This is a genomic window from Claveliimonas bilis, from assembly GCF_020892095.1.
Taxonomy (GTDB): domain Bacteria; phylum Bacillota; class Clostridia; order Lachnospirales; family Lachnospiraceae; genus Claveliimonas; species Claveliimonas bilis.
The window spans coordinates 1069520-1092695 of the sequence record NZ_AP024845.1 but is presented as its reverse complement, the minus strand read 5'-3'; the positions used below and the strand labels follow the sequence as shown (position 1 = coordinate 1092695).

Genomic DNA, 23176 nt, shown 5'->3' with positions numbered 1-23176 from the left:
AGCATTGAAGATAGCAGTGTGTATGAAACAGGTTCCCAGGACGACAGAAGGGAACATGGATAAAAAGACAGGTGTGCTGATCCGCGCCGGGCTGGAAGCGGTAGTAAATGTCTATGACCTGGCGGCGCTGGAAGCAGCACTTCAGATACGGGAGCAAAGCGGCGGAGAGATCCATGTCTATACGATGGGTCCTGCTAAAGCGGAGGAGGCCATAAGAACGGCCTTTGCCATGGGAGCAGACGAGGGATTCCTCATCACTGACAGCGCTTTTGCAGGCGCGGATGTCCTGGCAACTTCCTACACGCTGATGCAGGCAATACAAAAAGAGGGCGGTTACGATCTGATCTTATGCGGAAAGCAGACAACAGACGGCGATACGGCGCAGGTCAGCGGAGCCCTTGCGAAATGGATGGATCTTGTCCATTTAAATTGGGTGACAGAGATCCGTACAGATGGGAGCAGCGATCTGAAAGTGACATATCTTATGGAAGGAAGAGACATTGAGGCCAGAACAAAACTGCCATGTCTTTTATCAGTGGAGAAGGACAGCTTTATGCCCAGGATGCCTTCTTTAAAACTGAAGATCAGCGGAAGAAAAAAAGAAATCCATCACCTTGCTCTTGCAGATTTTGCAGATCAGGACACATCCCATTATGGTCTGAACGGATCGGCTACACGAGTGAAGCGGATTTTCCCGCCTGCAAGAACGAAGCGGCAGGAGCTTCAGATCATGGAAAAAGAACAGGCAGTCGGATATATTATGGACATTATAGACGGCTGGGATTGGAGGGGACAGTCATGATGCTGAGGAAAAGCCTTAAGGAGGAACAGAACCAGTGGACGGGGATTCTCGTCTATGTGGAATGTTATAAGGGAAAAGTAATGCCGGTCAGCCTGGAGCTTATCGGTGAGGCCAGACGACTTGCTGCAAAAGCCGGAGGAAAAGTTTACGGAGTGGCAATTGGGGGGAAGCCGGAAGAAATAAGGGAAGAGCTGAAGGACAGTTTTCTGGATGAGGCTTATCTCTGGGAGGCGTCCGATGAGTATCTTCCGATTGCCTATGAGCGGATCATGACAGAGTGTATCAATATTATTCGCCCATCGGTTGTATTGATCGGGGGAACCAGGGAAGGAAGGGCGCTTGCGCCGCGGATCGCCGTGGAGTTTCGGACAGGGCTCACTGCGGACTGTACTTCTCTTGAAATAGATGACGATGGAAATCTCATGCAGACAAGGCCGGCATTTGGTGGTAATATTATGGCAGAGATCCTTACAAAAGACCGCCGCCCTCAGCTTGCTACAGTGAGACCGGGAGTTATGCCGAAAAGACCGGGAATACCGGGGAAACATACCATATTTTATATGAAAAAGTGGGACGAGCCGGATGAGACTGTGACAGTAGAGGCGGTAAAAGAACAGAGTCAGGATGATAGTATTGCAGGTCAGAAAATATTGGTAGCGGCAGGGCGAGGAGTAAAAAAGAAAGAAGATCTGGAAATGTTACGTGAACTGGCACATCTTCTGGGAGGTGAGCTTGCCTGCAGCAGGGCTCTGGTAGAAAAGGGATGGATGAGCCCTTCCAGACAGATCGGACTTTCGGGAAGCACTGTTTCCCCGGATTATCTCATTACATGCGGCGTGTCGGGAACGGTTCAGTTTATGGCCGGTATGAAAACTGCAAAAAATATCATTGCCATCAATTCGGATCCGGACGCAAGAATCTTTGAAATCGCTCATTATCCGGTGTGTGCCGACCTGTATGAGGTAGTGCCGGATCTGATCGAGCGTTTGAAAGAAGGGAGATGACAGATCTGAAATTTCGATATCGGTTAAGTGAGGAGGACTGGATAGAAGCGCTGCTCTGTCTGGATTACAGGCGGTCGGGGAAATTTCGCCAGATTAACATATGGATATTGAGCATTTTGGGAGCAGCAGCGCTGATCGCTTATATAAGGTCTCCGGACAAATTCTTTTTGTTTTTGTTTCTTGCAGTCATCATTCTTCTTGATTTTTATATGGCATATGGAATGGATTTCCTGAGAAACCGGAAAGCCAGGAAATTGGCTTCCATGCAAGGGGAATATGAAATAGAAATCAGTGACAGGCAGATCGTATATAGAGAGGGACAAGCAAAGATTAAATATTCCGGTGCGAAAATAAAATGGTTCCGGTCAGATCATGTCTATGTTTTAAAGATAGAAAGAGAGCTTTTTGTACTCCCAAGAAGGATTCTGGGAACACAGCAGGCGGAGCGTCTGGAAACCATTTTTAAAAATACAAACGTACCCATGATAGAGATACGAGTGGAAAGGAGAGAGAGCATATGGGAACGGAAGAAAAAACAGTAAAAACAGTTGACTTGAAATTAAGAAAAGGGGTCTTTTTTCCGCCATGGATTTTACTGGCCGCTATGGTCGTAGTCAGCCTGACAAACGGAGACGCATTTCTTGCAGGCCTTAATGCGGTAACAAGCTGGGTTCTGGATAATTTTGCCTGGGCATTTAACCTGACGGCGCTTGGCAGTGTAATTACTGTGATCGTTATCTGGTTTTCTCCTCTTGGCAAGGTAAGGATCGGAGGCAGCAAAGCCAGACCGATGATGAAGTACATGGATCTTGTGTGGATCACCCTGTGTACGATCATTGCAGCCGGAATCCTGTTCTGGGCATGTGCGGAGCCGATGTATCACTTATATACACCGGCAGTAGCGGCAGGTGTGGAATCCGGAAGCGCAGACGCGGCAGTATTTGCCATGGAAACTATGTATCTGGAATGGACGATTACGCCCTGTGCTATTTATGTTATTGCAACACTTACGTTTGCCTTTGTATATTATAATATGAACCAGTCCTTCTCCCTTGGATCGGCATTGGTTCCGGCATTTGGGGTGAAGGCAAAGAAATTCGGCGGTATTGTGGACGTTATCTGTCTCTTTTCACTTGTTGCCGGCATGGCGGCGTCTATCGGGACAAGCGTTATGTCTATTGGCGGCGGAGTAGAAAGTGTTTTCGGGATAGAAAGCGGCCCGGCTTCCTGGCTGGTGATCGCTGCATTGATCATGATCACCTTTATTATTTCCAGCGTATCAGGTATCATGAACGGAATCCGTATCCTGTCATCCCTTAACGCGAAAGTGTACTTTGTATTCCTGATCATCATTTTCCTGTTTGGGCCGACGGCATATATGCTGAATGTATCCGTAGAGTCTCTGGGAGCCTTCCTGAAAGATTTTGTTCATCTGAACCTGATGAACGGAGCGGTATATGAAGACAGCTGGGCAAAGAGCTGGCCGGTATTCTACTGGTGTAACTGGCTTGCGTGGACGCCTATCACGGGAGTGTTCCTTGGAAAGATCTTAAGGGGATATACCGTCCGCGATGCGATCAAGTGTAACTTTGTTATTCCGGCTGCGTTCAGCATGATCTGGATAGCGCTGTTTTCCTCCGCTTCCCTTTACTATGAGTTCAGCGGACAGGGATTAAATGAAACCATGCTGGAGAGTGGACCGGAGTCTGTTGTGTACAGCGTATTTTCACAGCTTCCGTTGTCAGTGATTATCGCTGTGTTCTATGTGTTCATCATTTTTATTTCTATTGTAACAGGCTCAGACACCAATACGAATGCCATGGCAGGTCTGTGTACGCATGGTATCACTCCGGATCAGGAAGAGGCGCCGTCCTGGCTGAAAATCGTCTGGGGAGTTACTCTTGGAGCGGTAACCTACATCCTGATTGCCTTTGCAGGAATTGATGGTATCAAGGCGGCCTCCAACCTGGGAGGATTTCCTAATATGTTCCTTGTGCTCATCATGATATTCGGGCTTTTGAAGATCAGCGTAAATCCGAAGAAGTATGATGTACATAAGGAAGACTATGACAGCAACGGCAGACCGATCGAATCACCCAGGCTGCCTGTGGAGGAAAAAGAAGAGGGATAGATATGGCATTGACGACAGAAGAATTTATGGAACTGACAGCAGACTGCCCGGTGATACCGGCGGCAAAGAACGACGAATGGCTGGAGGCATGTCTGGCTTCAGAGAGCAAACTTGTCTATGTACTTTACGGCGATATCTGCAACATTGCAGATATCGTCAAGAAACTGAAAGAAAAAGATAAAAAGGTGATCGTCCACATTGATCTGATCGAAGGGCTGACATCAAAAGAAATCTGTGTGGATTTTATAAAGAAATATACCATGGCAGACGGGATCATCAGCCTGAAGCCCACTATGATCAAGAGAGCTAAAGATCTCGGCATTTTTACGATTCAGCGTTTCTATATGATGGACGGAAGAAGTTATACCAATATTGTCAAGCATGTGCGTCATACGAATCCGGAAGTGGTGGAGTTTATGCCGGCAGGGCTTACCAAGCTGATTCCTTATCTTGTCCATGAAGTGGACAAGCCGGTGGTTGCCAGCGGCCTGATCCAGGATAAGGAAGATGTCATGGGAGCGCTGAAGGCAGGGGCTATGGCGGTGTCCAGTACAAATAGAAAAGTATGGGATTGTTAGCGCGCAGAAGATTTACAGCTGTGCAGAATAGGGAGAGATTATGAAAGCAGACATAGAGTGTTTGGACTGTTGTGTAAATAAGGTGTCCGGACTTTTGGACCAATACCAGGCTGACGACAGAGTACGGGAGGCTGTTCTCGAAAAAGTGAAAGAAATCCTGAAACAGGCGGACAAGGATGTTTCCGCACCGGTTCTGATGCAGCAGACTGTTGATGTGCTGGAGGACTATTTTGAGATAGACGATGCCTATACGGTGCCAAAAGAGAAGTATAACCGGTATCTTATGGAAAGAGAAGAACAGATCCGGCAGACAATCCGTATGTCCCGTGATCCTTTCCTTACGGGACTGCAATATGCTGTAACCGGGAATTACATTGATTTTGGAGCAATGTCGGATGTGAATGAAGAGAAGCTTGCACAGCTTCTTGCAGACTATGATAAGCTGCCCCTTGATACGGAGGAGATTGAACGTCTGCGAGGGGAAGTTTCCCGGGCAAAGAGCCTGGTTTATATCACGGATAATGCAGGGGAAATTGTATTGGATAAACTGTTTATCGAGGCAATGAAAGGGCTGCATCCCGGTCTGGAAGTGACAGTGCTTGTCAGAGGATTTCCCACATTGAATGACGCTACAAAAGAGGATGCTGCTTTTATTGGTATGCCTGAAATTGCAGAGGTTTTGACTAACGGGATAAAAATCCCCGGCACTCCCCCGGATCGGATCAGCAAAGAGGCGCTGGATCGGATCAAAAAGGCTGATCTTTGTATTGCCAAAGGTCAGGGGAATTTCGAGACACTGCGGGGATGCGGAGAAAATATTTATTATCTGTTCCTGTGTAAGTGTACATTGTTCGTGAAGAAGTTCCAGGTGGCAAGATTTACCCCGGTTCTTGGAAATGAAAAGAGAATTGTGCAATATGCATAAAAACAAAGTATCGTTTTTTAATATTATCACGATATTGACAAAATGAAGTGATCGCTGTACTATGTACGTAGTTACTAAAAGAGCGAAAGAGAAAGTAACTTTTACCCGTGTAGTGCGGGTAGAAGTTACTTTTTTCATTTTCTCTATTGTGCGCAGGTAGAGGAAGAGCTCTTTTACAGGACAAAAGAATTGAAGGTTTTTGGAGGTATAACAATGAGCTTAAATATCAATGATTTTTCTATGGATTTCTTTTCACTGAAGGGGAAAAATGCAATCGTAACAGGAGGATGCAGCGGACTGGGACAGGCATTCGCACTGGCGCTTGCAAAAGCCGGAGCAAATATTTTCTGCTTTGCAGCAGTAAATGACGACGGAACAACACAGAAACTGATTGAGGATTGCGGCGTAAAATATACATTCATGCTGGGAGATATTACAGAGGATGGAATCTGTGATAAAGTTGCAGAGAAGTGCGTAGAGACATACGGATCCATTGATATCCTTGTAAACTGTGCAGGAATCTGCAAGATTGCTGATGTACTTGACTTCGGCAGAGCAGAATGGGATCCGATGATCGCGATCAACCTGACAGGTGCTTTTGATTTAAGCCATGCAGTAGCAAAATACATGATCCCACAGAAGAGCGGAAAGATCATTAACATCTGTTCTCTGTTCTCCTTCCTTGGCGGACTTGGATCACCGGCATATGCTGCAATGAAAGCAGGACTTATGGGACTGACAAAAGCGTATGCAGATGAACTTGGAAAATATGGAATCTGTGTAAATGGTATTGCTCCTGGATACTTCCAGACAAGCATGACAAGCGGAACAGGAAGCGCAAACGATGAGAAGTACATCAAGATCAAAGAGCATGTTCCGGCTGATCGTTGGGGAGAGAGACAGGATCTGATGGGAACTGTTGTTTATCTGGCAAGCCGTGCATCTGACTATGTAAACGGAACTCTGGCAGTTGTAGACGGAGGATACCTTGTAAGATAATTGTGCCGATATCGCTGTGTGAGATAGCAGCGCCGATATCGTTGGCAAAATACAAACGGCGGTGTACAAAAGAGGGCGTTTCTTTGTGCACCGCCGTAAAAAGCAGAAAAAGAAACAACAATTAGGAAGAGGATTTTGATATGAGTGAGAAATATATTATCGGTATTGATGAAGGTTCCCAGAGTGCCAAAATTTTGATTTTTGACACAAAAGGAAATATTGTATGCGAGGGAAAACATCCATTAAAACCATACAACCTCCCGGGACCGGAGCTTGTAGAGCATCCGGACGATGACTGGTGGGATGCGATCTGCCAGGCAGGAAAAAAATGTATGGCTAACTTTAAAGGAAATAAAGAAGACATCGTGGGAATCGGACTTTGTACGATCCGTTACTGCAGAGCTTATCTGAAGGAAGACGGAATGCTTGCACAGCCGGCTCTTAGCTGGATGGATATCCGTGTATCCAAGCCATATGATTTCTCTAATCCGGATGCAAAATATGTAGTAGCATCTTCCGGATACATTACATACAGACTGACAGGAGAACACAAGGATACGATCGGAAACTATGAAGGCGTATGGCCGATCGATATCGACAACTGGAAATGGTCTGATGATCCGGAAGCATATAAAAATACAGGAATGCCAAGAGAAATGCTGTTTGACCTTGTAATGCCGGGTGATATCCTGGGCTATGTGACAAAGGAAGCTGCAGAAGCAACAGGATTTCCGGAAGGAGTACCGGTTGTGGCAACATCCAATGACAAAGCAGTAGAAGGTCTTGGAACAGGATGTATGGGTGAGACAACTGCATGTATTTCCCTTGGAACATACACAGCAGGTATGATGGAAGGAAAAGAAAACCTGAAGGGTACAACCGCTACATGGCCGAAATTCTCCTGCGTGCCAAACAAGTATCTGTATGATACAAACGGTATCAGAAGAGGAATGTGGACAGTAAGCTGGTTCAGAGATATCTTGGGAGACGGATACAAGAAAGAAGCAGAAGCACAGGGGATGTCTGCAGAAGAGCTTTTGAGCAAGGAAGCGGAGGCAGTTCCGGCAGGTTCCAACGGTCTGATGACAGTGCTTGACTGGCTGGCACCTGTAGATGCGCTTTACAAAAAAGGTGTTATGATCGGATTTGACGGAAGACATAAAAGAGGACATATCTACCGTTCTATCCTGGAAGCTGTAGCACTTACCATGAAAAAGCATGTTACGGATATGACAAACGAGATCGGTGTAAATCTTGATAAGATCATCATCACCGGAGGCGGTTCCAACAGCGATCTTTTCATGCAGATCTTTGCAGATGTATTTAACATCCCGATGGTGCGCAACGAGGTAAACGGAGCAGCAGGACTTGGATCTGCAATCTGTGCGGCAGTTGCTGCAGGTGTATATAAGAGCTTTGATGAGGCGGTAGAAAACATGGTTCGTATCAAAGACACCTTTACACCGAATCCGGAAGCAGTTGCATTTTATGAGAAGATGTACCCGGTTTATACTAATATCACAAAACATACAGATGAAGTATTAAAAGAGGCGTATGAACTTTTCAACTAAAAGAGAAAGACCATTCATTCTTTTGACAAATGATGACGGAATAGAATCTCCCGGTATACGGGCAGCAGCGGAAGCGGTACTGGATCTGGGCGACCTGATCATAGCGGCGCCTGCAAAGCAGCAGTCCGGTATGGGGAGAGCTTTTCCGAGACTGGAGGATACAGGGATCATAGAGACCTCCTGCATACGGATTGACGGGCAGGAGATTCCGGCTTATGGAGTCCACGGTTCACCGGCCTTTGCGGTGGCTCATGGAGTGCTTGAGATTGCGGACCGAAAGCCGGATCTATGTATCAGCGGAATCAATTATGGAGAAAATCTGGGACAGACGGTGACCTGCAGCGGAACGCTGGGAGCCGCTATTGAGGCGGCCAGTCAGGGAATACCGGCGATTGCTGTTTCTGTAGAGGCGGATCTTTCCATCCAGCGTCTGGAACAGCTTCCGGCTGCCCGGCTTGATACGTCCGGGGAGATTCTGCGTGCCGCGGCACAGCGTATTCTCGCAAAGGAGAATGTGATGCAGGCAGATATATGGAATATCAACGTTCCGGCAGAAGCAGAGGATCCGAAAGATTATCGGATCACGACACAGAGCAGACAGAATTATTTTTGTTTCCAGAAGCCGCAGAAAAGGGATTTTTCCCGTCCTTTCCGACTTACTTCAAAAATCAGCATTGATATGGATACCCTGGAGAGGGACAGTGATATCTATGCGGTATATGTAGACAGAAAAATTTCCGTGACCCCGCTTACGATAGACATGACAGCAGGACGCACAGGAATATAAGAAAAATCTCCGGAGGACTTCTTTTTGTTCACACATGTTGTGCAACAAAGGAAATCTTCCGGAGATTTTTGTATGTATTTAGGCAATTGATACGCGGATTCCCTGACTTAAGAGAAAATCCTGCTCCTCTTTAGGAAGCCCTTCGTCGGTGATGACTTCATAGACATCCTGAAGAGGAAGAAAAGAGACAGCCCCCGGATGGGAAAATTTTCCGGAATCAGTCAGGATATATACGTGATCTGCGCATTCGGTCATGGCGGATAAGGTATCAGAGCGGGCTAGATCATCGCCGGTAAATCCGAAATCCCGGGAATACCCGTCCGTTCCGGCAAAAAGCTTATCTACATGAAAGGAGGCGGCTGAATTTTTTGTGAGAAGCCCTACAAGAGATTGGCTGTGGGGCTGCAGCGTTCCTCCAAGAAGGATAAGCTCAATGTTGGGATAGCCTTTGACATAGTCGGCAAGAAAAACAGAATTTGTAATAATGGTTACATTTTTCTTTGTTTTAGCCAGCTGTTCGGCGAACAGGGCACAGGTGGAGCCTGATTCGATCATCAGCATTTCGCCGTCCTGAATACAGTCTGCTGCGCGCCGTGCAATCTTCTGCTTTTGCGCAATGTGGAACGCTATCCGATAGTGAATGTCCCCGGCGTCGTTGGGCAGGGCATATCCCCGCTCCCTTTTCAACATTCCTTTTTCAGACAGGTATTCCAGATCTTTCCGGATTGTTACCTGGGAGGTTCCCAGTATATCGGCGAGCAAAGAAACCTCTGTTTTTCCATGTTCTGCAATATATTCAAGAAGTGCGGTATGACGTTCTTTCATAAGTACTGCCTCCTGTGACGGTGTGTTTCGGTTAATTATATGGTAACATTATAAATTGTGTATGTCAATAATATAAGTTTCGTACGAAAGAAAATATATTTCGTAAGTTTACAATTATAGGCTCTTGTGCTATACTGAAACAAGAAAACGGGAAAAAGAAGGAGGCGGATCATGGGAGATTACTATCTGGCTGTGGACATCGGTGCATCCAGCGGACGGCATATCCTGGGCAGCCTTCAGGGCGGAAAGCTGGTCTTGGAGGAGATCTACCGCTTTGAAAACGGTATGGTCAAAAGGAACGGTCATCTGTGCTGGGATTATGAAAAGCTGTTCGGACATATTAAAGCAGGGATCAGAAAATGTGCACAGATTGGGAAAATACCAAAAAGTATGGGAATTGATACATGGGGCGTAGACTATGTTCTTCTTGATGACAGGGATGAGATTATAGGGGAGACATATGGATACCGGGACAGGCGTACTGACGGTATAGATGAAGAGGTAGCCAGGATCATCGGGGAGAGAGAGCTGTATCAAAGAACCGGGATTGAGAAAATGACATTCAATACGCTTTACCAGCTGATGGCTTTAAAAAAAGAACATCCGGAAGAACTGGAACAGGCAAAAGCGCTTTTGTTTGTCCCGGATTATTTTCATTTTCTTTTAACGGGAAAGAAAGTAAATGAATATACGGAAGCAAGCACTTCGCAGTTGATGAACGCGGCGGGAAAATGCTGGGATGAGGATCTCCTTGCGCGTCTGGAATTACCTGGCGGGATATTTCAAAGGATTGCAATGCCCGGTGAAAGTCTGGGAAAGATCAGGAAGGAGCTGGCGGAAGAATTTGGATTCGATATGGAAGTAGTCCTTCCGTGTACCCATGACACAGCTTCTGCAATTCTGGCAATACCAGCCGATGGTGAGGATTATGTGTTTATCAGTTCCGGCACATGGTCTTTGCTGGGAATCGAAAGAGATGAGCCGGACTGCAGCGAGGTAAGCCGTCAGAATCATTTTACGAACGAAGGCGGATTTGATTCCCGTATCTGTTATCACAGAAATATCATGGGCCTTTGGATGATCCAGTCGGTGCGTCATGAACTGGGAGATAGCTGCAGTTTTGCGCAGATATGTGAGGAGGCGGAGAAGGAGAAAGAATTTTCTTCCCGTGTAGATGTTACAGATCAAAGTTTTATGGCACCGGACAATATGACAGAAGCCATCAAAGATTACTGCAAAAAGACAGGGCAGCAGGTTCCGGAAACTTTGGGAGAGATAGCTTCCTGTATTTATACAAGTCTTGCAAAATGTTATGCCGATACCATACGCGGCATAGAGGAGTCAACAGGACGGACCTACACAAGGATACATATTGTGGGAGGAGGCGGAAAGGCCGGTTATCTGAACAAATTGACAGCTGAGGCAACCGGAAAAGAAGTTCATGCGGGACCGACGGAAGGGACAGCCCTTGGAAACATCACAGCACAGATGATAAGAAGCGGAGAATTTACTGATAAAACAGAGGCGAGAAATGTAATTTACCGTTCTTTTGATATAAAGGTTTATCGTTAAAAGGATGTAGTGTAAAAATAAAAACATAAAGGAGAGATGAAAATGAAATATGGAATTTATTATGCGTACTGGGAGCAGGAATGGGCAGCGGATTACAAAAAGTATGTAGAAAAAGTAAGCAAACTGGGATTTGATATCCTGGAAGTAGGAGCGGCTCCTCTGCCGGACTATACAGAGAAGGAAATCAGTGAGCTGAGAAAATGCGCCCAGGACAATGGCGTGATCCTGACAGCCGGATATGGTCCTACTTATGAGCATAACATCGGCGCCGTGGAACCGGAGGTACGTGCAGGCGCTATGGAATGGTATAAGAGACTGTTTGAGGTGATGGGCAAGCTGGATATTCATAAGATAGGCGGTGCCATTTATTCCTACTGGCCGGTAGACTTTTCCAAGGCTGATAAAGAAGAAGACTGGAAACGCAGTGCAGAGGGGATCCGGATTCTTGCCGAAGAGGCGAAGCAGTACGATATCATGCTGGGAATGGAAGTTTTGAACCGTTTTGAAAGCCATATTCTGAATACGGCTGCAGAGGGCGTAACGTTTGTAAAAGAAGTGGGAATGGACAATGTAAAAGTAATGCTGGATACGTTCCATATGAATATTGAAGAAGTCAGCATGGGTGCAGCCATCCGTGAGGCGGGAAACCTTCTCGGACATTTCCATACAGGAGAATGCAATCGTATGGTTCCCGGAAAAGGCAGAATGCCCTGGAGAGAGATCGGAGAGGCGCTTCGTGACATTCACTATGACGGAACAGTTGTCATGGAACCGTTTGTACGCATGGGAGGGCAGGTAGGCTCTGATATCAAGGTATGGAGAGATATCAGCAGAGGCGCTTCGGAAGCGCAGCTTGATAAAGATGCGGCAGATGCTGTTACGTTTGAGAGATACATGTTTGAAGGATAAAAATCTATTGACAAAACTCCTGTTATATCTTATTCTGTAAATAAGTTTTATAAAATCACTTTATATAATGAACAGGAGGAAAAGTGATGCAGTATTTATTGGGAACAGACATTGGTACGTCAGGGACAAAAACAATTTTGATGGATACCACCGGAAAGCTGATCTCACAGGATTTGGAGGAATATGATGTGTTGACTCCAAAGCCGCTGTGGGCAGAACAGTGGCCGGATGTGTGGTATGAGGCGACGAAAGAGTCCATCCGCCGTACAGTGGAGGAAGCTGTAAAACAGGGAATAAAGAAAGAGGATATTAAAGGCATCGCTATCAGCGGCCTTTACGGAGGTTCAGGTATTCCGCTGGATGAGAATATGAATCCTGTCCGCCCCTGCATGATCTGGATGGACAGACGTGCAAAAGACGAAACAGAGTGGGTGCTGGAACACATCGGAGAAGAGAAACTTCTTGAAATTACCCACAATGGAGCAGATCCATACTATGGATACATAAAGATTTTATGGATGAAAAATCACGAACCGGAAAATTGGGCGCGTACAAAACTTTTTCTTCCTCCAAATGATTACGTAATTTATAAAATGACAGGAGAGATTGCCATTGACTATTCTTCGGCAGGAAATATAGGCGGTATCTTTGATATGAATACCCGCACCTGGTCGGAGGAGCTTTTGAATGCCATGGGAATCCCGATGTCTATGATGCCTCAAAGAATTGTGGAATCCACAGATATTGTCGGCGGGCTGACGAAAGAAATTGCTGACGAGCTGGGACTGTGCGAGGGAATGCCGGTGATCGCAAGCGGTATTGACTGCGGTGCGGCAAACATAGGACTCGGTGTATTTGAATCCGGTGTCTATGCAGCTGCTATTGGAACATCCATGTGTGCAGCTTTGATTTCAGACAAACCGGTAAAAGGAAAAGGACTGATCATCTGGCCTTACCTCTATGATGCAAAAAAACTGTCTTACTACTTCGCCGGAGGTAATACAGCAGGCGCCATTGTAAAATGGTTCCGCAATACCCTGTGTCAGTGGGAGATTGAAAATCAGAAGAATGGCGGGCCAAGCGTATACGATGTCCTGAACGGCGAAGCAGAAAAAATTCCGGCTGGAAGCGAAGGTCTGGTCGTACTTCCCTATTTTATGGGCGAGAGAAGTCCGGTCTGGGATTCCGACGCAAAAGGAACGATCGTCGGATTGTCATTGACCCATACCAAAGGTCACCTTTACCGGGCATTCCTTGAGGCAGTAGCATATTGCCTGCGGGATGCGATGGAAGCAACCGGCGAAGACTTAGGAGAATATATCCTGATCGCCGGAGGCGTAACAAAATCCAAAGTATGGCGTCAGATTTTTGCAGATGTAACAGGATATCCGGTTGTATGCCCTATTTATGATGTAGAAGCAAACATGGGGGATGTTATGCTGGCCGGAATCGGAACAGGAGTTCTTACATACGAAGAAGTAAAGAAATGGCAGGTTTTGGATGAAAAGATCATGCCTGACGAAGAAAATCACAAGAAATATAACGAATATTTCCGTTTGTACAAGAGCATCTACAATCATCTGAAAGAAGATATGAAAGATCTCACAAAAGCAGCGGAATAGTCAATTTGGGACGTAACACTTTTTAAAAGTGTTACGTCCCAAATTGCATTATACCCCGGGTATTTTTGTAAAAAAGTCAAAAAAACAACATAAAACAACACATAAAACATTTGATTTACGAGGGATTATGTGATAATATCAAATCAGAACATACAAAAAACCAAAAAAGGAGGCGATAATAGTGCAGAGTGAAATGGATATAAAACAAGAGATGTGTGAGATTGGGAAAAGGGTGTACAACCGGGGAATGGTTGCGGCCAATGACGGCAACTTTTCTGTGAAATTGAGCGATAATGAGTTTTTATGTACGCCGACCGGAGTGAGCAAGGGATTTATGACGCCGGAGTATATCTGCAAGGTGGATGCCAAGGGGAATATACTCGAAGCAAATGGAGAGTTCAGGCCTTCTTCTGAGATAAAAATGCATATGAGAGTTTATGAGGAGAGGGAGGATGTGAAAGCGGTGGTACACGCCCACCCCATGTATGCCACTACATTTGCGGTATGCGGCATGCCGCTGAAAAAGCCGATCATGCCGGAGGCGGTGCTGGGACTTGGAGAAGTGCCTCTTGCAAAATACGGAACGCCGTCCACTATGGAAATTCCGGACGCTGTATCGGAGTATCTTCCTTATTATGACGCAGTGCTTTTGGAAAATCATGGAGCATTGACCTATGGCGACAGCCTTCTTGGCGCGTATCACAAAATGGAATCCCTGGAGTTTTATGCAAGGCTCCTTTATCAGTCTATGATGCTGGGAGGTCCCAAGGTGCTGGATAAGGAGCAGGTAAAGAGACTTTACGGAATGCGTAAAGACTATGGGCTGACAGGCAGACATCCGGCGGATTGGATGGAACTGGATTGACCTGCAGGCGGAAAAGCCAAAGCAAAACGAAAATAAAGATCAAAGTGAAGAGGAAAGAAATGCTTGCAATAGAGAGAAGAAACGACATACTGGAAAGACTTCAGGAAGAAAAACGGGTTGTAGTAAGTGAACTAAGCGCTGCATATAACGTGTCGGAGGAAACGATACGCCGTGATCTGGAAAAGCTGGAAAACGACGGACTTGTTGTGAAAAGTTACGGAGGAGCCGTTCTTAAGGAACAAAGCTTTTTTGATCTTCCATTTAATATCAGAAAAAAGCAGAGAGTGGCAGAGAAGCAAAAAATCGCAAGACTGATCGCTGATATGGTAAGAGACGGGGAAGCCCTGATGCTGGACGCCAGCTCTACAGATGTGTACATTGCCCGTGCACTGAAGGAGAAGAAAAAACTGACAGTGATCACAAATTCTGTGGAGGTGATCGTAGAGCTTTTTGATGTTCCGGAGTGGACGGTGATCTCCACAGGGGGTGTTTCCAGAGAGAAATCCTTTGCCCTTGTAGGTCCGCGTACCGATGAGGTGCTCTCTTCCTACCATGTAGACAAAGCGATCATTTCATGTAAGGGAGTGGATCTGGAAAATGGTTTTACCGATTCGGATGAACAGGATGCCAGCAGTAAACGCATGATGCTTTACGCTGCAAAAGAGAGGATTTTAGCTGCCGATCACAGTAAGTTTGGCAATACCGCTTTTACGAAAGTGGCAGAGTGGGCTGATATCACCAGGTTTGTAACAGATCAGAAGCCGGAAGAGAAATGGCTTCAAAAATTAAAAGAGCACCGGATAGACTGTGTCTTTCCAAAATAAATAATAAAAGAGAAAAGGAGAAAAAAACAATGCCATTAGTAACATCTGAAAAAATGCTGGCGGAGGCCAGAGAGGGCGGATACGCCGTTGGAGCATTCAACGTAGAAAACATGGAGATGGTAAAAGCAGTGATCGCAGCAGCGGAAGAGGTAAAAGCTCCGGTTATGCTGCAGACCACTCCGTCAACTGTAAAGTACGGTACACTGGAAACCTATTTTGCAATGGTTTCGGCGGAAGCGAAAAAGGCATCTGTTCCGGTCTGCCTGCACTTGGATCACGGCAGCAGTTTTGAGCTGGCTGTACAGGCTATCAAGGCAGGATACACTTCCGTTATGATCGATGGATCCCATGAAGATTTTGAACACAATGTAGAGTTGACCAAAAAGGTCGTAGATGTAGCGAAGGCCTGCGGCATTCCGGTAGAGGCAGAGCTTGGAAAAGTAGGCGGAAAAGAAGACGACCTGGAGGCGGAAGAGGACGGAAACACAGATCCCCAGGAAGCAAAAGAATTTGTAGATCGCACCGGGGTTTCTTCTCTTGCAATTGCGATCGGAACAGCTCATGGATTCTATGCGGGAACCCCTGTACTGGATAAAGAGCGGGTATCGGAAGTAAAAGAACTGGTGTCTGTACCTCTGGTCCTTCACGGTGCTTCCGGCCTTAGTGATGAGGATGTAAAAGAATGTGTCAGAAGAGGAATGTGTAAAGTTAATTTTGCAACAGAACTGCGTGTGGCTTATACAGAGGCAGGAAAGAAACTTCTTCAGGAAAAACCGGAGACATTTGATCCGAAAAAGCTTGGTATAGCCGGCATGGAAGCAGTAAAGGAACTGGTAAAAGAACGCATGTGCGTATGCGGTTGCAACGGCAAAGCATAAAGAGAAAGAATGAGTGGTGCTATGGGACAGTATTTATTAGGAATTGATATCGGAACAAGCGCCTGCAAGATCGCCGTATTTGATGAGGAAGGACAGGTAAAAGCAAGTGCAAGCGGAGCATATCAGGTCTATTATCCTCATGCCGGATGGGCGGAACAAAATCCTGACGAGTGGTGGCAGGCGGTGTCTTTGGCTATTAAAGCGGCCCTGGAAAAAGGGAAGATCCGTCCGTCAGAAATCGCCGGAATCGGAATCGACGGACAGAGTTGGTCGGCTATTCCGATTGACAGAGAAGGAAACGTTCTGACCAATACTCCGATCTGGATGGATACAAGGGCAGCTGACATCTGTGAGAGAGTAGGAAGGCAGGTGGGAGAGGAACGTATTTTTGAAGTGTGCGGCAATCCATTTAAGCCCTCTTACACGACTCCCAAAATTCTCTGGTACAAAGAGAATCTTCCGGAAGTATATAAACATACCTACAAAGTGCTTCAGTCCAACAGCTATATAGGTTTTCGCCTGACAGGAAAAGTCAGCCAGGAGCTGACGCAAGGGTATGGACTTCACTGTTTCCGGATGAGAACCGGAGAGTGGGACATGGATATGTGCAAGGAGCTGGGAGTGGATCCTTCCTTCCTGCCGGATATCTATGCCAGCCATGATATTATTGGGACAGTGACGGAAAAGGCGGCAGCAGAATGCGGCCTGACAGCAGGAATCCCAGTTGTGGCGGGGGCGCTGGATGCCGCCTGCGGAACGCTGGGAGCAGGAGTGATCCACCCGGGAGAGACACAGGAGCAGGGCGGTCAGGCAGGAGGAATGAGCATCTGCATGGATGCATACAAGGCGGATGAAAGGCTGATCTTAAGCTACCATGCAGCGCCGAATCAGTGGATCCTCCAGGGAGGAACCGTCGGCGGAGGCGGTGTTATGCGCTGGATGGAACAGGAGTTTGCAGATTACGAAAGGCTGATCGGAAAAGAGATCGGAAAGAGTTCGCTCCAGATTTTTAATGAAATCGCAGAAAAGGTCCCGGCAGGAAGTGACGGAATGGTCTTTCTTCCGTATATGTCAGGTGAGAGATCGCCAATCTGGGATCCCCATGCAAAAGGCGTCTTTTACGGACTGGATTTCAGTAAGACAAAAGGGCATTTCGTAAGGGCAGCCATGGAGGGAGTTGCATTTTCCCTGCGCCATAATCTGGAGGCGGCCGAAGAGGCAGGAGCCGTGGCAAGCGAGCTTCGGGCCATGGGAGGATCTGCAAATTCACTTCTGTGGACACAGATCAAGGCTGATGTAACGGGCAAGGAAATCATTGTGCCGTCCTCCGATACGGCGACGACACTGGGAGCCGTTATCCTGGCAGGTGTGGGAGTCGGCATGTATAAAGACTTTGAGGAGGCAGTGAAAAAGACAGTTGTTATTAAACGGCGTCATACGCCAAATCCGGAAGTGCGGGAAGCTTATGACAAGAACTATAAGCTTTACCTGGAATTATATGAAGATTTAAAAGAAACAATGAAAAGAAAGGGAGAGGAATAAGATGAAAGCAGCTGTTGTATGTGCAAATGAAGATGTACGTTATATGGATTACGAGGAACCGCAGGTTACGCCGGGGACAGTGAAGATCAAGGTAAAGGCTTCCGGCATATGCGGATCGGATATTCCCCGTGTACTCCATAATGGTGTGCATTTTTATCCCATTGTTCTGGGACATGAGTTTTCAGGAGATGTGGTGGAAGTAGGAGAAGGAGTGACAAAAGTAAAAGTAGGCGACAGAGTTTCCGGAGCGCCCCTTCTTCCCTGTATGAAATGTGATGACTGCCAGAATGGAAATTTTTCTCTCTGCAAGCATTACAGTTTCATTGGTTCAAGGCAGCAGGGAAGCAATGCAGACTATGTTGTGATTCCGGAACAGAATGCAGTTGTATTTGACAAATCCATTCCCTATGAGCAGGGAGCTATGTTTGAGCCGTCTACGGTTGCCCTTCACGGCGTTATCCAGAACGATTATAAAGGCGGAGAATATGTGGCAATCCTGGGAGGCGGAACCATCGGAATGTTTACGATGCAGTGGACGAAAATATTCGGTTCCAAAAAAGTAGTAGTTTTTGATATCAGCGATGAGAGGCTGGAGCTTGCAAAACGCCTTGGCGCTGACGACGTCATTAATACAACGGAAGAGAACTTTATGGAAAAAGCGATGGCAATTACAGGTGGAAAAGGATATGGATTTGTCTTCGAGACGGCAGGTCAGGAACCTACTTTGAAAATGGCTTTTGAGGTTGCGGCAAACAAAGCCAATGTCTGCTGTATCGGGACACCCCATAAGGAGATTACCTTTACGCCGGCGTTGTGGGAAAAAATGAACCGAAAAGAATTTCATCTGACAGGTTCATGGATGTCCTACAGCGCACCTTTCCCGGGAAGAGAATGGGAACTTACCGCACATTATTTTGCAACAGGACAGTTAAAATTTGACCCCGGATTTATCTACAAAAAAATGCCCATGAGTCAGGCCCAGGAGGCATTTCAGATGTACAAGACTCCGGGACTTGTGCAGGGAAAGATTCTGCTGATGAACGAAGAGTAGGAGGAAGCCATGATTCTGACAGTTACGCTGAATGCGGCGATTGATAAACGGTATGTAGTAGAAGAATTTCGTATCGGAGAGGTAAACCGGATGAAGGAATGCGCCTACACTCCGGGAGGAAAAGGGCTGAATGTGTCCAAACCGGCGGCTATTGCCGGGGCGGAAGTAGTGGCGACCGGATTTGTAGGCGGTCATGCGGGACAATACATTGAGGAGTCCCTGAAAGATTTCCGCATTAAGAGCGCTTTTTATCATCTGGCAGCAGAAAGCCGCTCCTGCATTAATATCTGGGATGAAAAAAATAAAGTGCAGACAGAATTTCTGGAGCCGGGCTTCACAGTGAAAGAGGAAGAGTTCCGGGGATTTGTGGAGAAATTCGCGCAGCTTGTAAAGGAAGCAGATGTGGTGGCAATGTCAGGCAGCGTGCCCCGCGGTCTGGATGAAAAGGCTTATCCGATTCTGGTGGAAACGGTGAAAAAGGCAGGAAAAAAAGTCATTCTTGACACCAGCGGAAAGCTGCTGGAAGAAGGAATAAAAGCCTGCCCGACTATGATCAAGCCCAATATTGATGAGATTCGTATGTTGACAAATAAACCGTGTCATGATATACAGGAGATAATCCGGGCCGCAAAAGAAATCCATGAAAGAGGCATTGAAGTTGTTGTGGTTTCACTGGGAAGTGACGGATCTTTGTGTGTATGCGATGACGGCGTGTACCGGGCTGTTGTGCCGAAGATCAACGCGGTGAACACAGTAGGCTGCGGCGACTCTATGATCGCAGGATTTGCCCTTGGTTTTGAGGCGGGGCAGACGCCTGTAGAGGCTCTTAGAAAGGCAAGCGCTATCTCGGCGGCAGCGGCTATGAGAGAAGAGACCGGATTTTTTGTAAAGGAAGATATGGAGATAATTTATCCGCAGATTACAATAGAAAAGATCGGATAACATCAGGAAGGATACAAAGAGGGAGCGGCATGATTAAAGGCGTAATATTCGATATGGACGGAACGATGTTTGATACGGAACGTCTTTCGGCGATCAGTTGGAAAAAGGCAGGAGAGAAGCTTCATCTTGATATACAGGATGAGCTGATCGATAAGATTCAGGGAAGAAATCCCGCAGCGATCCGAAAAGTTTTTATGGGGAGATTCGGAGAAGATCTGGATTATGACGGAGCCCGCAGAGTGAAGCACGAATTTTTTGAGGAAATGACAAAAGAGGGAATCCCTGTAAAAAAAGGATTGAAGGAACTGCTGGAATACCTGAAAGAAAGCGGGATTCCGGCAGTGGTGGCGACTTCCACGGAACGTATACGGGCAGAGGCGTTTATAAAGCGGGCAGGCGTCTATGATTATTTTACAGACTGTGTCTATGGCGATCTGATCCAGGCAAGCAAACCGGCGCCGGATATTTTTCTGGAAGCTGCCGCAAAGATCGGACAGGATCCCGGAGACTGCGTGGTTCTTGAGGACAGTTCGGTGGGGCTGCAGGCCGCTGTGGCAGCAGGAAGCTACGCGATTTATATTCCGGATGTTGCGAAAGTGCCGGATGAAATTCAAAGAAAAGCAGACGCAAAGCTTGCTGATCTTTCACAGGTGATCGGCTGGATCAAAGAGAAGGAGAAAAGATAAGACATACATGCAGATTGAGAATTTGACTTTATTTCATGGCCTGTCTGAAGAAGAAACAAAACGGAGTATGGTCTGTTCCAGTGCAAAGATAGAGACGTATGAGCAGGATGCTTACATCTTCAGACAGGAGGACCATCCATCCAGGCTGTATTTTGTTCTGTCCGGGACCGTATTGTTAGGGCAGATCAATGCCCTGGGCAGGCAAAATTTCATAGAATATCTTGGCGAAGGGCAGGGATTTGGAGAGATCGACCTCTTTCTGGAACATGATATTTATGACTATTTTGCCTTTGCAAAGACAGAGGTAAAACTTTTAAGCGTATCCAGACATTTTTTTTATGGAACTTGTGTAAAGAACTGTGCGCATCACAGCAGAATTATTTTCAACATGCTTCGGATATTTGCAGGGGAAGCAGATAAGAATCTAAGAAAAATATATCTTCTGACAAGCGGAAATCTGCGTCAGAGGATTGCCGGCTATCTTCTGGAGGAAAGCCAGGGGAAAGCTGAAGTTGTGACTCCAATGAAAAGAGAGGAGCTTGCCGTTTATCTGAATACGACAAGACCCTCTCTTTCCAGGGAGTTATCCTGGATGCAGGAGAACGGCATTATTGAACGAAACGGCCGCCAGAGCATCCGCATCCTTTCTTTTGAAATGCTCCAGAATATACTGGAAGGGGAGGAGTAGAGATTACTCCTCCTCTGCAAATACTTCTTTTCCCATACCGCAGATCGGGCATACCCAGTCTTCCGGAAGATCTTCAAATGCGGTTCCAGGTGCAATTCCGTTGTCCGGATCGCCTACTTCAGGGTCATATACATATCCACATGGTTCACAAACATATTTTTTCATTTTGTTTCCTCCTTTAGCAGCGTATGATACGCTGGTTATTTATCACATACTTTATTATAAATTATTCTGCAGATTTTTTCCACAGTCCGTGCAAATTGCAGTATTCATATGCTGCAATAAACTCATCTCCCTCGGCAAGAACAAAGGATGCAGACGGAGCTTCTCCGGGATGAAGTGTGCGGAACTGTCCGCCTAATCTGGTTTCAATGTAAATTCCTGCAATATAGTGTTCTTCCAGCATAGGATGAGGAACGGAACCAACAGTAACCTCTACTTTGTTTCCCTCGATTGCCACGCACGGCACATGCTTTTCCGTTGCGGCATCTGTGGAATTGGCGTTGAGTTTGCTAAGATCCGGTGCTCCTTCCTGACCGGCAAAAGCAATAAAGTTTTGAAAAATGTTATTTGTGTTTTTGTCTTTATAAAATTCAGCCATGATAAACCCTCCTTTTGTGTCACGTCTGACTTTTTGATTTCATTTACTTGTCTATATTCTAGTACAGTAAAATCCAGATTTCCGTAACAAATGTTACAAAAAAGTATTTTTCCTGAAAAATTACCGTAATATACTTAAATAAAGAAAAAAGAGAACAGGATTGCCTGTATTTCTACTTATAAATCAATGCTGCACTTGAAATATGTTCTCATTTGTGACAAAATGTTTTCATGAGCGAAAGAGCATAAAAAGAAAAGTGTAAGAATAGGAGTGGTAAAAATGACAAAAATAGATATCATATCAGGCTTTTTGGGAGCAGGGAAGACGACGCTGATCCAGAAACTTCTCAAAGAGGCGTTTGCAGGAGAGCAGGTGGTGCTGATCGAAAATGAATTTGGAGAGATCGGTATTGACGGAGGCTTTCTGAAAGAGGCGGGAATTGAGATCCGGGAAATGAACTCCGGATGCATCTGCTGTTCTCTGGTGGGGGATTTCGGCGCTTCTTTAAGAGAAGTGATCGACACATATCATCCGGATCGCATTCTGATCGAGCCATCCGGCGTCGGGAAGCTGTCCGATGTGAAGCGGGCGGTAGAAGGAGTAAAGGAAGATGCAGATATTGTGCTCAACAGTGCAACCACAGTTGTCGATGTAAAGAAGTGTAAGATGTATCTGAAAAACTTTGGAGAATTTTACACTAATCAGGTAGAGTCTGCAGGAGCGATTATTTTGAGCCGTACGGATATTGCCGATGACGCAAAGGTGGAGCAGACGGTAGAGATGCTGAGAGAGCTGAACAGCGAAGCTCCGATCATCACGACGCCGGCGGAGAAGATAGATGGAAAGAAGCTGTTTGAAATTATGGAGAAACACGCGCCCTCCCTGGAAAAAGAAATGCTGGAGGAAAGCGTGTGCGAAGTGTGCGGCGGTCACCATGGCCCGGGACATCACCATGAGCACGACCATGCCCACCATCACGATCACGAGCATCGTCACGACCATGAACACGAATGCGGCCACGAGCATCACCACGGCCATGAATGCAGCCATGATCACCATCATGACCACGACCATGGACATCATCACCACCACCATGCGGATGAGGTCTTCGGAAGCTGGGGCATGGAGACTGTGAAAAAGTTCAATGAAAATGAACTGAAGGTGAAATTGGAAGCCCTTGGAAGCGAAGAGACATATGGAATGGTTTTAAGAGCCAAAGGAATGGTCGAAGGCGACCGGGGAGAATGGATCTATTTTGACATGGTACCCGGTGAAATCGAGATCCGCCATGGACAGCCGGATTATACCGGAAGAATCTGTGTGATCGGCTCTGGTCTTAAGGAAGAAGCTCTTGGCGAGCTGTTCCGTATGTAA

General features: G+C 46.4%; 24 protein-coding genes. 21 read left to right on the top strand and 3 right to left on the bottom strand.

The features are described from left to right. Positions 1 to 4 precede the first annotated feature (4 nt). The 9 genes from EUBC25_RS05500 (at position 5) to surE (ending at position 8797) form a co-directional block, all read left to right on the top strand. Positions 5 to 802, top strand: a complete 798-nt coding sequence (locus EUBC25_RS05500; protein WP_230107170.1) for an electron transfer flavoprotein subunit beta/FixA family protein — start codon at positions 5 to 7, stop codon at positions 800 to 802. Then, positions 799 to 1806 (top strand): electron transfer flavoprotein subunit alpha/FixB family protein, encoded by a 1008-nt coding sequence (locus EUBC25_RS05495; protein WP_230107169.1) that lies wholly within the window; start codon positions 799 to 801, stop codon positions 1804 to 1806. Before EUBC25_RS05500 ends, EUBC25_RS05495 begins: the two co-directional genes overlap by 4 nt. Then, positions 1803 to 2348 carry a hypothetical protein gene (locus tag EUBC25_RS05490; RefSeq protein WP_230107168.1) on the top strand — a complete coding sequence of 182 codons (546 nt, stop codon included), beginning with the start codon at positions 1803 to 1805 and terminating at the stop codon, positions 2346 to 2348. The genes EUBC25_RS05495 and EUBC25_RS05490 overlap by 4 nt, the downstream gene beginning before the upstream one ends. After that, complete coding sequence (locus EUBC25_RS05485) at positions 2324 to 3937, top strand: BCCT family transporter (protein WP_230107167.1); 1614 nt, start codon at positions 2324 to 2326, stop codon at positions 3935 to 3937. Before EUBC25_RS05490 ends, EUBC25_RS05485 begins: the two co-directional genes overlap by 25 nt. A gap of 2 nt (positions 3938 to 3939) precedes the next feature. Beyond that, complete coding sequence (locus EUBC25_RS05480) at positions 3940 to 4515, top strand: glycerol-3-phosphate responsive antiterminator (protein WP_230107166.1); 576 nt, start codon at positions 3940 to 3942, stop codon at positions 4513 to 4515. Positions 4516 to 4555: 40 nt separating this feature from the next. After that, a complete protein-coding gene (locus tag EUBC25_RS05475) occupies positions 4556 to 5440 on the top strand; it encodes a damage-control phosphatase ARMT1 family protein (RefSeq protein ID WP_230107165.1) in 885 nt (294 codons plus the stop codon). A 213-nt stretch (positions 5441 to 5653) separates the two neighbouring features. After that, complete coding sequence (locus EUBC25_RS05470) at positions 5654 to 6439, top strand: SDR family oxidoreductase (protein ID WP_230107164.1); 786 nt, start codon at positions 5654 to 5656, stop codon at positions 6437 to 6439. 140 nt (positions 6440 to 6579) lie between these two features. Next, entirely contained in the window at positions 6580 to 8010 is a 1431-nt protein-coding gene (locus EUBC25_RS05465; protein ID WP_230107163.1) for an FGGY-family carbohydrate kinase, read from the top strand. Beyond that, entirely contained in the window at positions 7994 to 8797 is an 804-nt protein-coding gene (gene surE, locus EUBC25_RS05460; protein WP_230107162.1) for a 5'/3'-nucleotidase SurE, read from the top strand. Before EUBC25_RS05465 ends, surE begins: the two co-directional genes overlap by 17 nt. A 78-nt stretch (positions 8798 to 8875) precedes the next feature. On the opposite strand, the gene EUBC25_RS05455 is transcribed toward surE, so the two are convergent. Then, entirely contained in the window at positions 8876 to 9622 is a 747-nt protein-coding gene (locus EUBC25_RS05455; RefSeq protein ID WP_230107161.1) for a DeoR/GlpR family DNA-binding transcription regulator, read from the bottom strand. A 171-nt stretch (positions 9623 to 9793) separates the two neighbouring features. Between EUBC25_RS05455 and rhaB the strand changes: the two genes are divergently transcribed. From rhaB to EUBC25_RS05400, 11 genes are all read left to right on the top strand, one after another. Beyond that, positions 9794 to 11194, top strand: coding sequence for a rhamnulokinase (rhaB, locus tag EUBC25_RS05450; RefSeq protein ID WP_230107160.1), 1401 nt, complete (start codon positions 9794 to 9796; stop codon positions 11192 to 11194). A gap of 42 nt (positions 11195 to 11236) precedes the next feature. Then, on the top strand, positions 11237 to 12103 hold the full coding sequence (locus tag EUBC25_RS05445) for a D-psicose 3-epimerase (RefSeq protein WP_230107159.1): 867 nt from the start codon (positions 11237 to 11239) through the stop codon (positions 12101 to 12103). An 86-nt stretch (positions 12104 to 12189) separates the two neighbouring features. Then, complete coding sequence (locus EUBC25_RS05440; RefSeq protein ID WP_230107158.1) at positions 12190 to 13725, top strand: FGGY-family carbohydrate kinase; 1536 nt, start codon at positions 12190 to 12192, stop codon at positions 13723 to 13725. Between the two features lie 181 nt (positions 13726 to 13906). Beyond that, on the top strand, positions 13907 to 14590 hold the full coding sequence (locus EUBC25_RS05435) for a class II aldolase/adducin family protein (protein ID WP_230107157.1): 684 nt from the start codon (positions 13907 to 13909) through the stop codon (positions 14588 to 14590). Between the two features lie 59 nt (positions 14591 to 14649). Beyond that, positions 14650 to 15414 carry a DeoR/GlpR family DNA-binding transcription regulator gene (locus tag EUBC25_RS05430; RefSeq protein ID WP_230107156.1) on the top strand — a complete coding sequence of 255 codons (765 nt, stop codon included), beginning with the start codon at positions 14650 to 14652 and terminating at the stop codon, positions 15412 to 15414. 29 nt (positions 15415 to 15443) lie between these two features. After that, complete coding sequence (locus EUBC25_RS05425; protein WP_230107155.1) at positions 15444 to 16292, top strand: class II fructose-bisphosphate aldolase; 849 nt, start codon at positions 15444 to 15446, stop codon at positions 16290 to 16292. A 21-nt stretch (positions 16293 to 16313) separates the two neighbouring features. Continuing rightward, positions 16314 to 17834 (top strand): xylulokinase, encoded by a 1521-nt coding sequence (xylB, locus tag EUBC25_RS05420; RefSeq protein ID WP_334303269.1) that lies wholly within the window; start codon positions 16314 to 16316, stop codon positions 17832 to 17834. A gap of 1 nt (position 17835) precedes the next feature. Beyond that, positions 17836 to 18885, top strand: a complete 1050-nt coding sequence (locus EUBC25_RS05415; RefSeq protein WP_230107153.1) for a galactitol-1-phosphate 5-dehydrogenase — start codon at positions 17836 to 17838, stop codon at positions 18883 to 18885. A 9-nt stretch (positions 18886 to 18894) separates the two neighbouring features. Further along, complete coding sequence (gene pfkB / locus EUBC25_RS05410) at positions 18895 to 19827, top strand: 1-phosphofructokinase (protein WP_230107152.1); 933 nt, start codon at positions 18895 to 18897, stop codon at positions 19825 to 19827. A gap of 29 nt (positions 19828 to 19856) precedes the next feature. Further along, complete coding sequence (locus tag EUBC25_RS05405; RefSeq protein WP_230107151.1) at positions 19857 to 20513, top strand: HAD family hydrolase; 657 nt, start codon at positions 19857 to 19859, stop codon at positions 20511 to 20513. A gap of 7 nt (positions 20514 to 20520) precedes the next feature. Beyond that, positions 20521 to 21201 carry a Crp/Fnr family transcriptional regulator gene (locus EUBC25_RS05400; protein WP_230107150.1) on the top strand — a complete coding sequence of 227 codons (681 nt, stop codon included), beginning with the start codon at positions 20521 to 20523 and terminating at the stop codon, positions 21199 to 21201. Positions 21202 to 21204: 3 nt separating this feature from the next. On the opposite strand, the gene rd is transcribed toward EUBC25_RS05400, so the two are convergent. Then, positions 21205 to 21366, bottom strand: coding sequence for a rubredoxin (rd, locus tag EUBC25_RS05395; protein WP_230107149.1), 162 nt, complete (start codon positions 21364 to 21366; stop codon positions 21205 to 21207). A gap of 61 nt (positions 21367 to 21427) precedes the next feature. Then, positions 21428 to 21802, bottom strand: a complete 375-nt coding sequence (locus EUBC25_RS05390; RefSeq protein ID WP_230107148.1) for a desulfoferrodoxin family protein — start codon at positions 21800 to 21802, stop codon at positions 21428 to 21430. A gap of 279 nt (positions 21803 to 22081) precedes the next feature. On the opposite strand from EUBC25_RS05390, the gene EUBC25_RS05385 reads away from it, so the two are divergent. Then, complete coding sequence (locus EUBC25_RS05385; RefSeq protein ID WP_230107147.1) at positions 22082 to 23176, top strand: CobW family GTP-binding protein; 1095 nt, start codon at positions 22082 to 22084, stop codon at positions 23174 to 23176.

Excerpts from the sequence above, each read along its gene's own strand:
- EUBC25_RS05495 (WP_230107169.1), top strand. The coding sequence starts at position 799 with ATGATGCTGAGGAAAAGCCTTAAGGAGGAACAGAACCAGTGGACGGGG.
- EUBC25_RS05490 (WP_230107168.1), top strand. The coding sequence starts at position 1,803 with ATGACAGATCTGAAATTTCGATATCGGTTAAGTGAGGAGGACTGGATA.
- EUBC25_RS05485 (WP_230107167.1), top strand. The coding sequence starts at position 2,324 with ATGGGAACGGAAGAAAAAACAGTAAAAACAGTTGACTTGAAATTAAGA.
- EUBC25_RS05480 (WP_230107166.1), top strand. The coding sequence starts at position 3,940 with ATGGCATTGACGACAGAAGAATTTATGGAACTGACAGCAGACTGCCCG.
- EUBC25_RS05475 (WP_230107165.1), top strand. The coding sequence starts at position 4,556 with ATGAAAGCAGACATAGAGTGTTTGGACTGTTGTGTAAATAAGGTGTCC.
- EUBC25_RS05470 (WP_230107164.1), top strand. The coding sequence starts at position 5,654 with ATGAGCTTAAATATCAATGATTTTTCTATGGATTTCTTTTCACTGAAG.
- EUBC25_RS05465 (WP_230107163.1), top strand. The coding sequence starts at position 6,580 with ATGAGTGAGAAATATATTATCGGTATTGATGAAGGTTCCCAGAGTGCC.
- surE (WP_230107162.1), top strand. The coding sequence starts at position 7,994 with ATGAACTTTTCAACTAAAAGAGAAAGACCATTCATTCTTTTGACAAAT.
- EUBC25_RS05455 (WP_230107161.1), bottom strand. The coding sequence starts at position 9,622 with ATGAAAGAACGTCATACCGCACTTCTTGAATATATTGCAGAACATGGA.
- rhaB (WP_230107160.1), top strand. The coding sequence starts at position 9,794 with ATGGGAGATTACTATCTGGCTGTGGACATCGGTGCATCCAGCGGACGG.
- EUBC25_RS05445 (WP_230107159.1), top strand. The coding sequence starts at position 11,237 with ATGAAATATGGAATTTATTATGCGTACTGGGAGCAGGAATGGGCAGCG.
- EUBC25_RS05440 (WP_230107158.1), top strand. The coding sequence starts at position 12,190 with ATGCAGTATTTATTGGGAACAGACATTGGTACGTCAGGGACAAAAACA.
- EUBC25_RS05430 (WP_230107156.1), top strand. The coding sequence starts at position 14,650 with ATGCTTGCAATAGAGAGAAGAAACGACATACTGGAAAGACTTCAGGAA.
- EUBC25_RS05425 (WP_230107155.1), top strand. The coding sequence starts at position 15,444 with ATGCCATTAGTAACATCTGAAAAAATGCTGGCGGAGGCCAGAGAGGGC.
- xylB (WP_334303269.1), top strand. The coding sequence starts at position 16,314 with ATGGGACAGTATTTATTAGGAATTGATATCGGAACAAGCGCCTGCAAG.
- EUBC25_RS05415 (WP_230107153.1), top strand. The coding sequence starts at position 17,836 with ATGAAAGCAGCTGTTGTATGTGCAAATGAAGATGTACGTTATATGGAT.
- pfkB (WP_230107152.1), top strand. The coding sequence starts at position 18,895 with ATGATTCTGACAGTTACGCTGAATGCGGCGATTGATAAACGGTATGTA.
- EUBC25_RS05405 (WP_230107151.1), top strand. The coding sequence starts at position 19,857 with ATGATTAAAGGCGTAATATTCGATATGGACGGAACGATGTTTGATACG.
- EUBC25_RS05400 (WP_230107150.1), top strand. The coding sequence starts at position 20,521 with ATGCAGATTGAGAATTTGACTTTATTTCATGGCCTGTCTGAAGAAGAA.
- rd (WP_230107149.1), bottom strand. The coding sequence starts at position 21,366 with ATGAAAAAATATGTTTGTGAACCATGTGGATATGTATATGACCCTGAA.
- EUBC25_RS05390 (WP_230107148.1), bottom strand. The coding sequence starts at position 21,802 with ATGGCTGAATTTTATAAAGACAAAAACACAAATAACATTTTTCAAAAC.
- EUBC25_RS05385 (WP_230107147.1), top strand. The coding sequence starts at position 22,082 with ATGACAAAAATAGATATCATATCAGGCTTTTTGGGAGCAGGGAAGACG.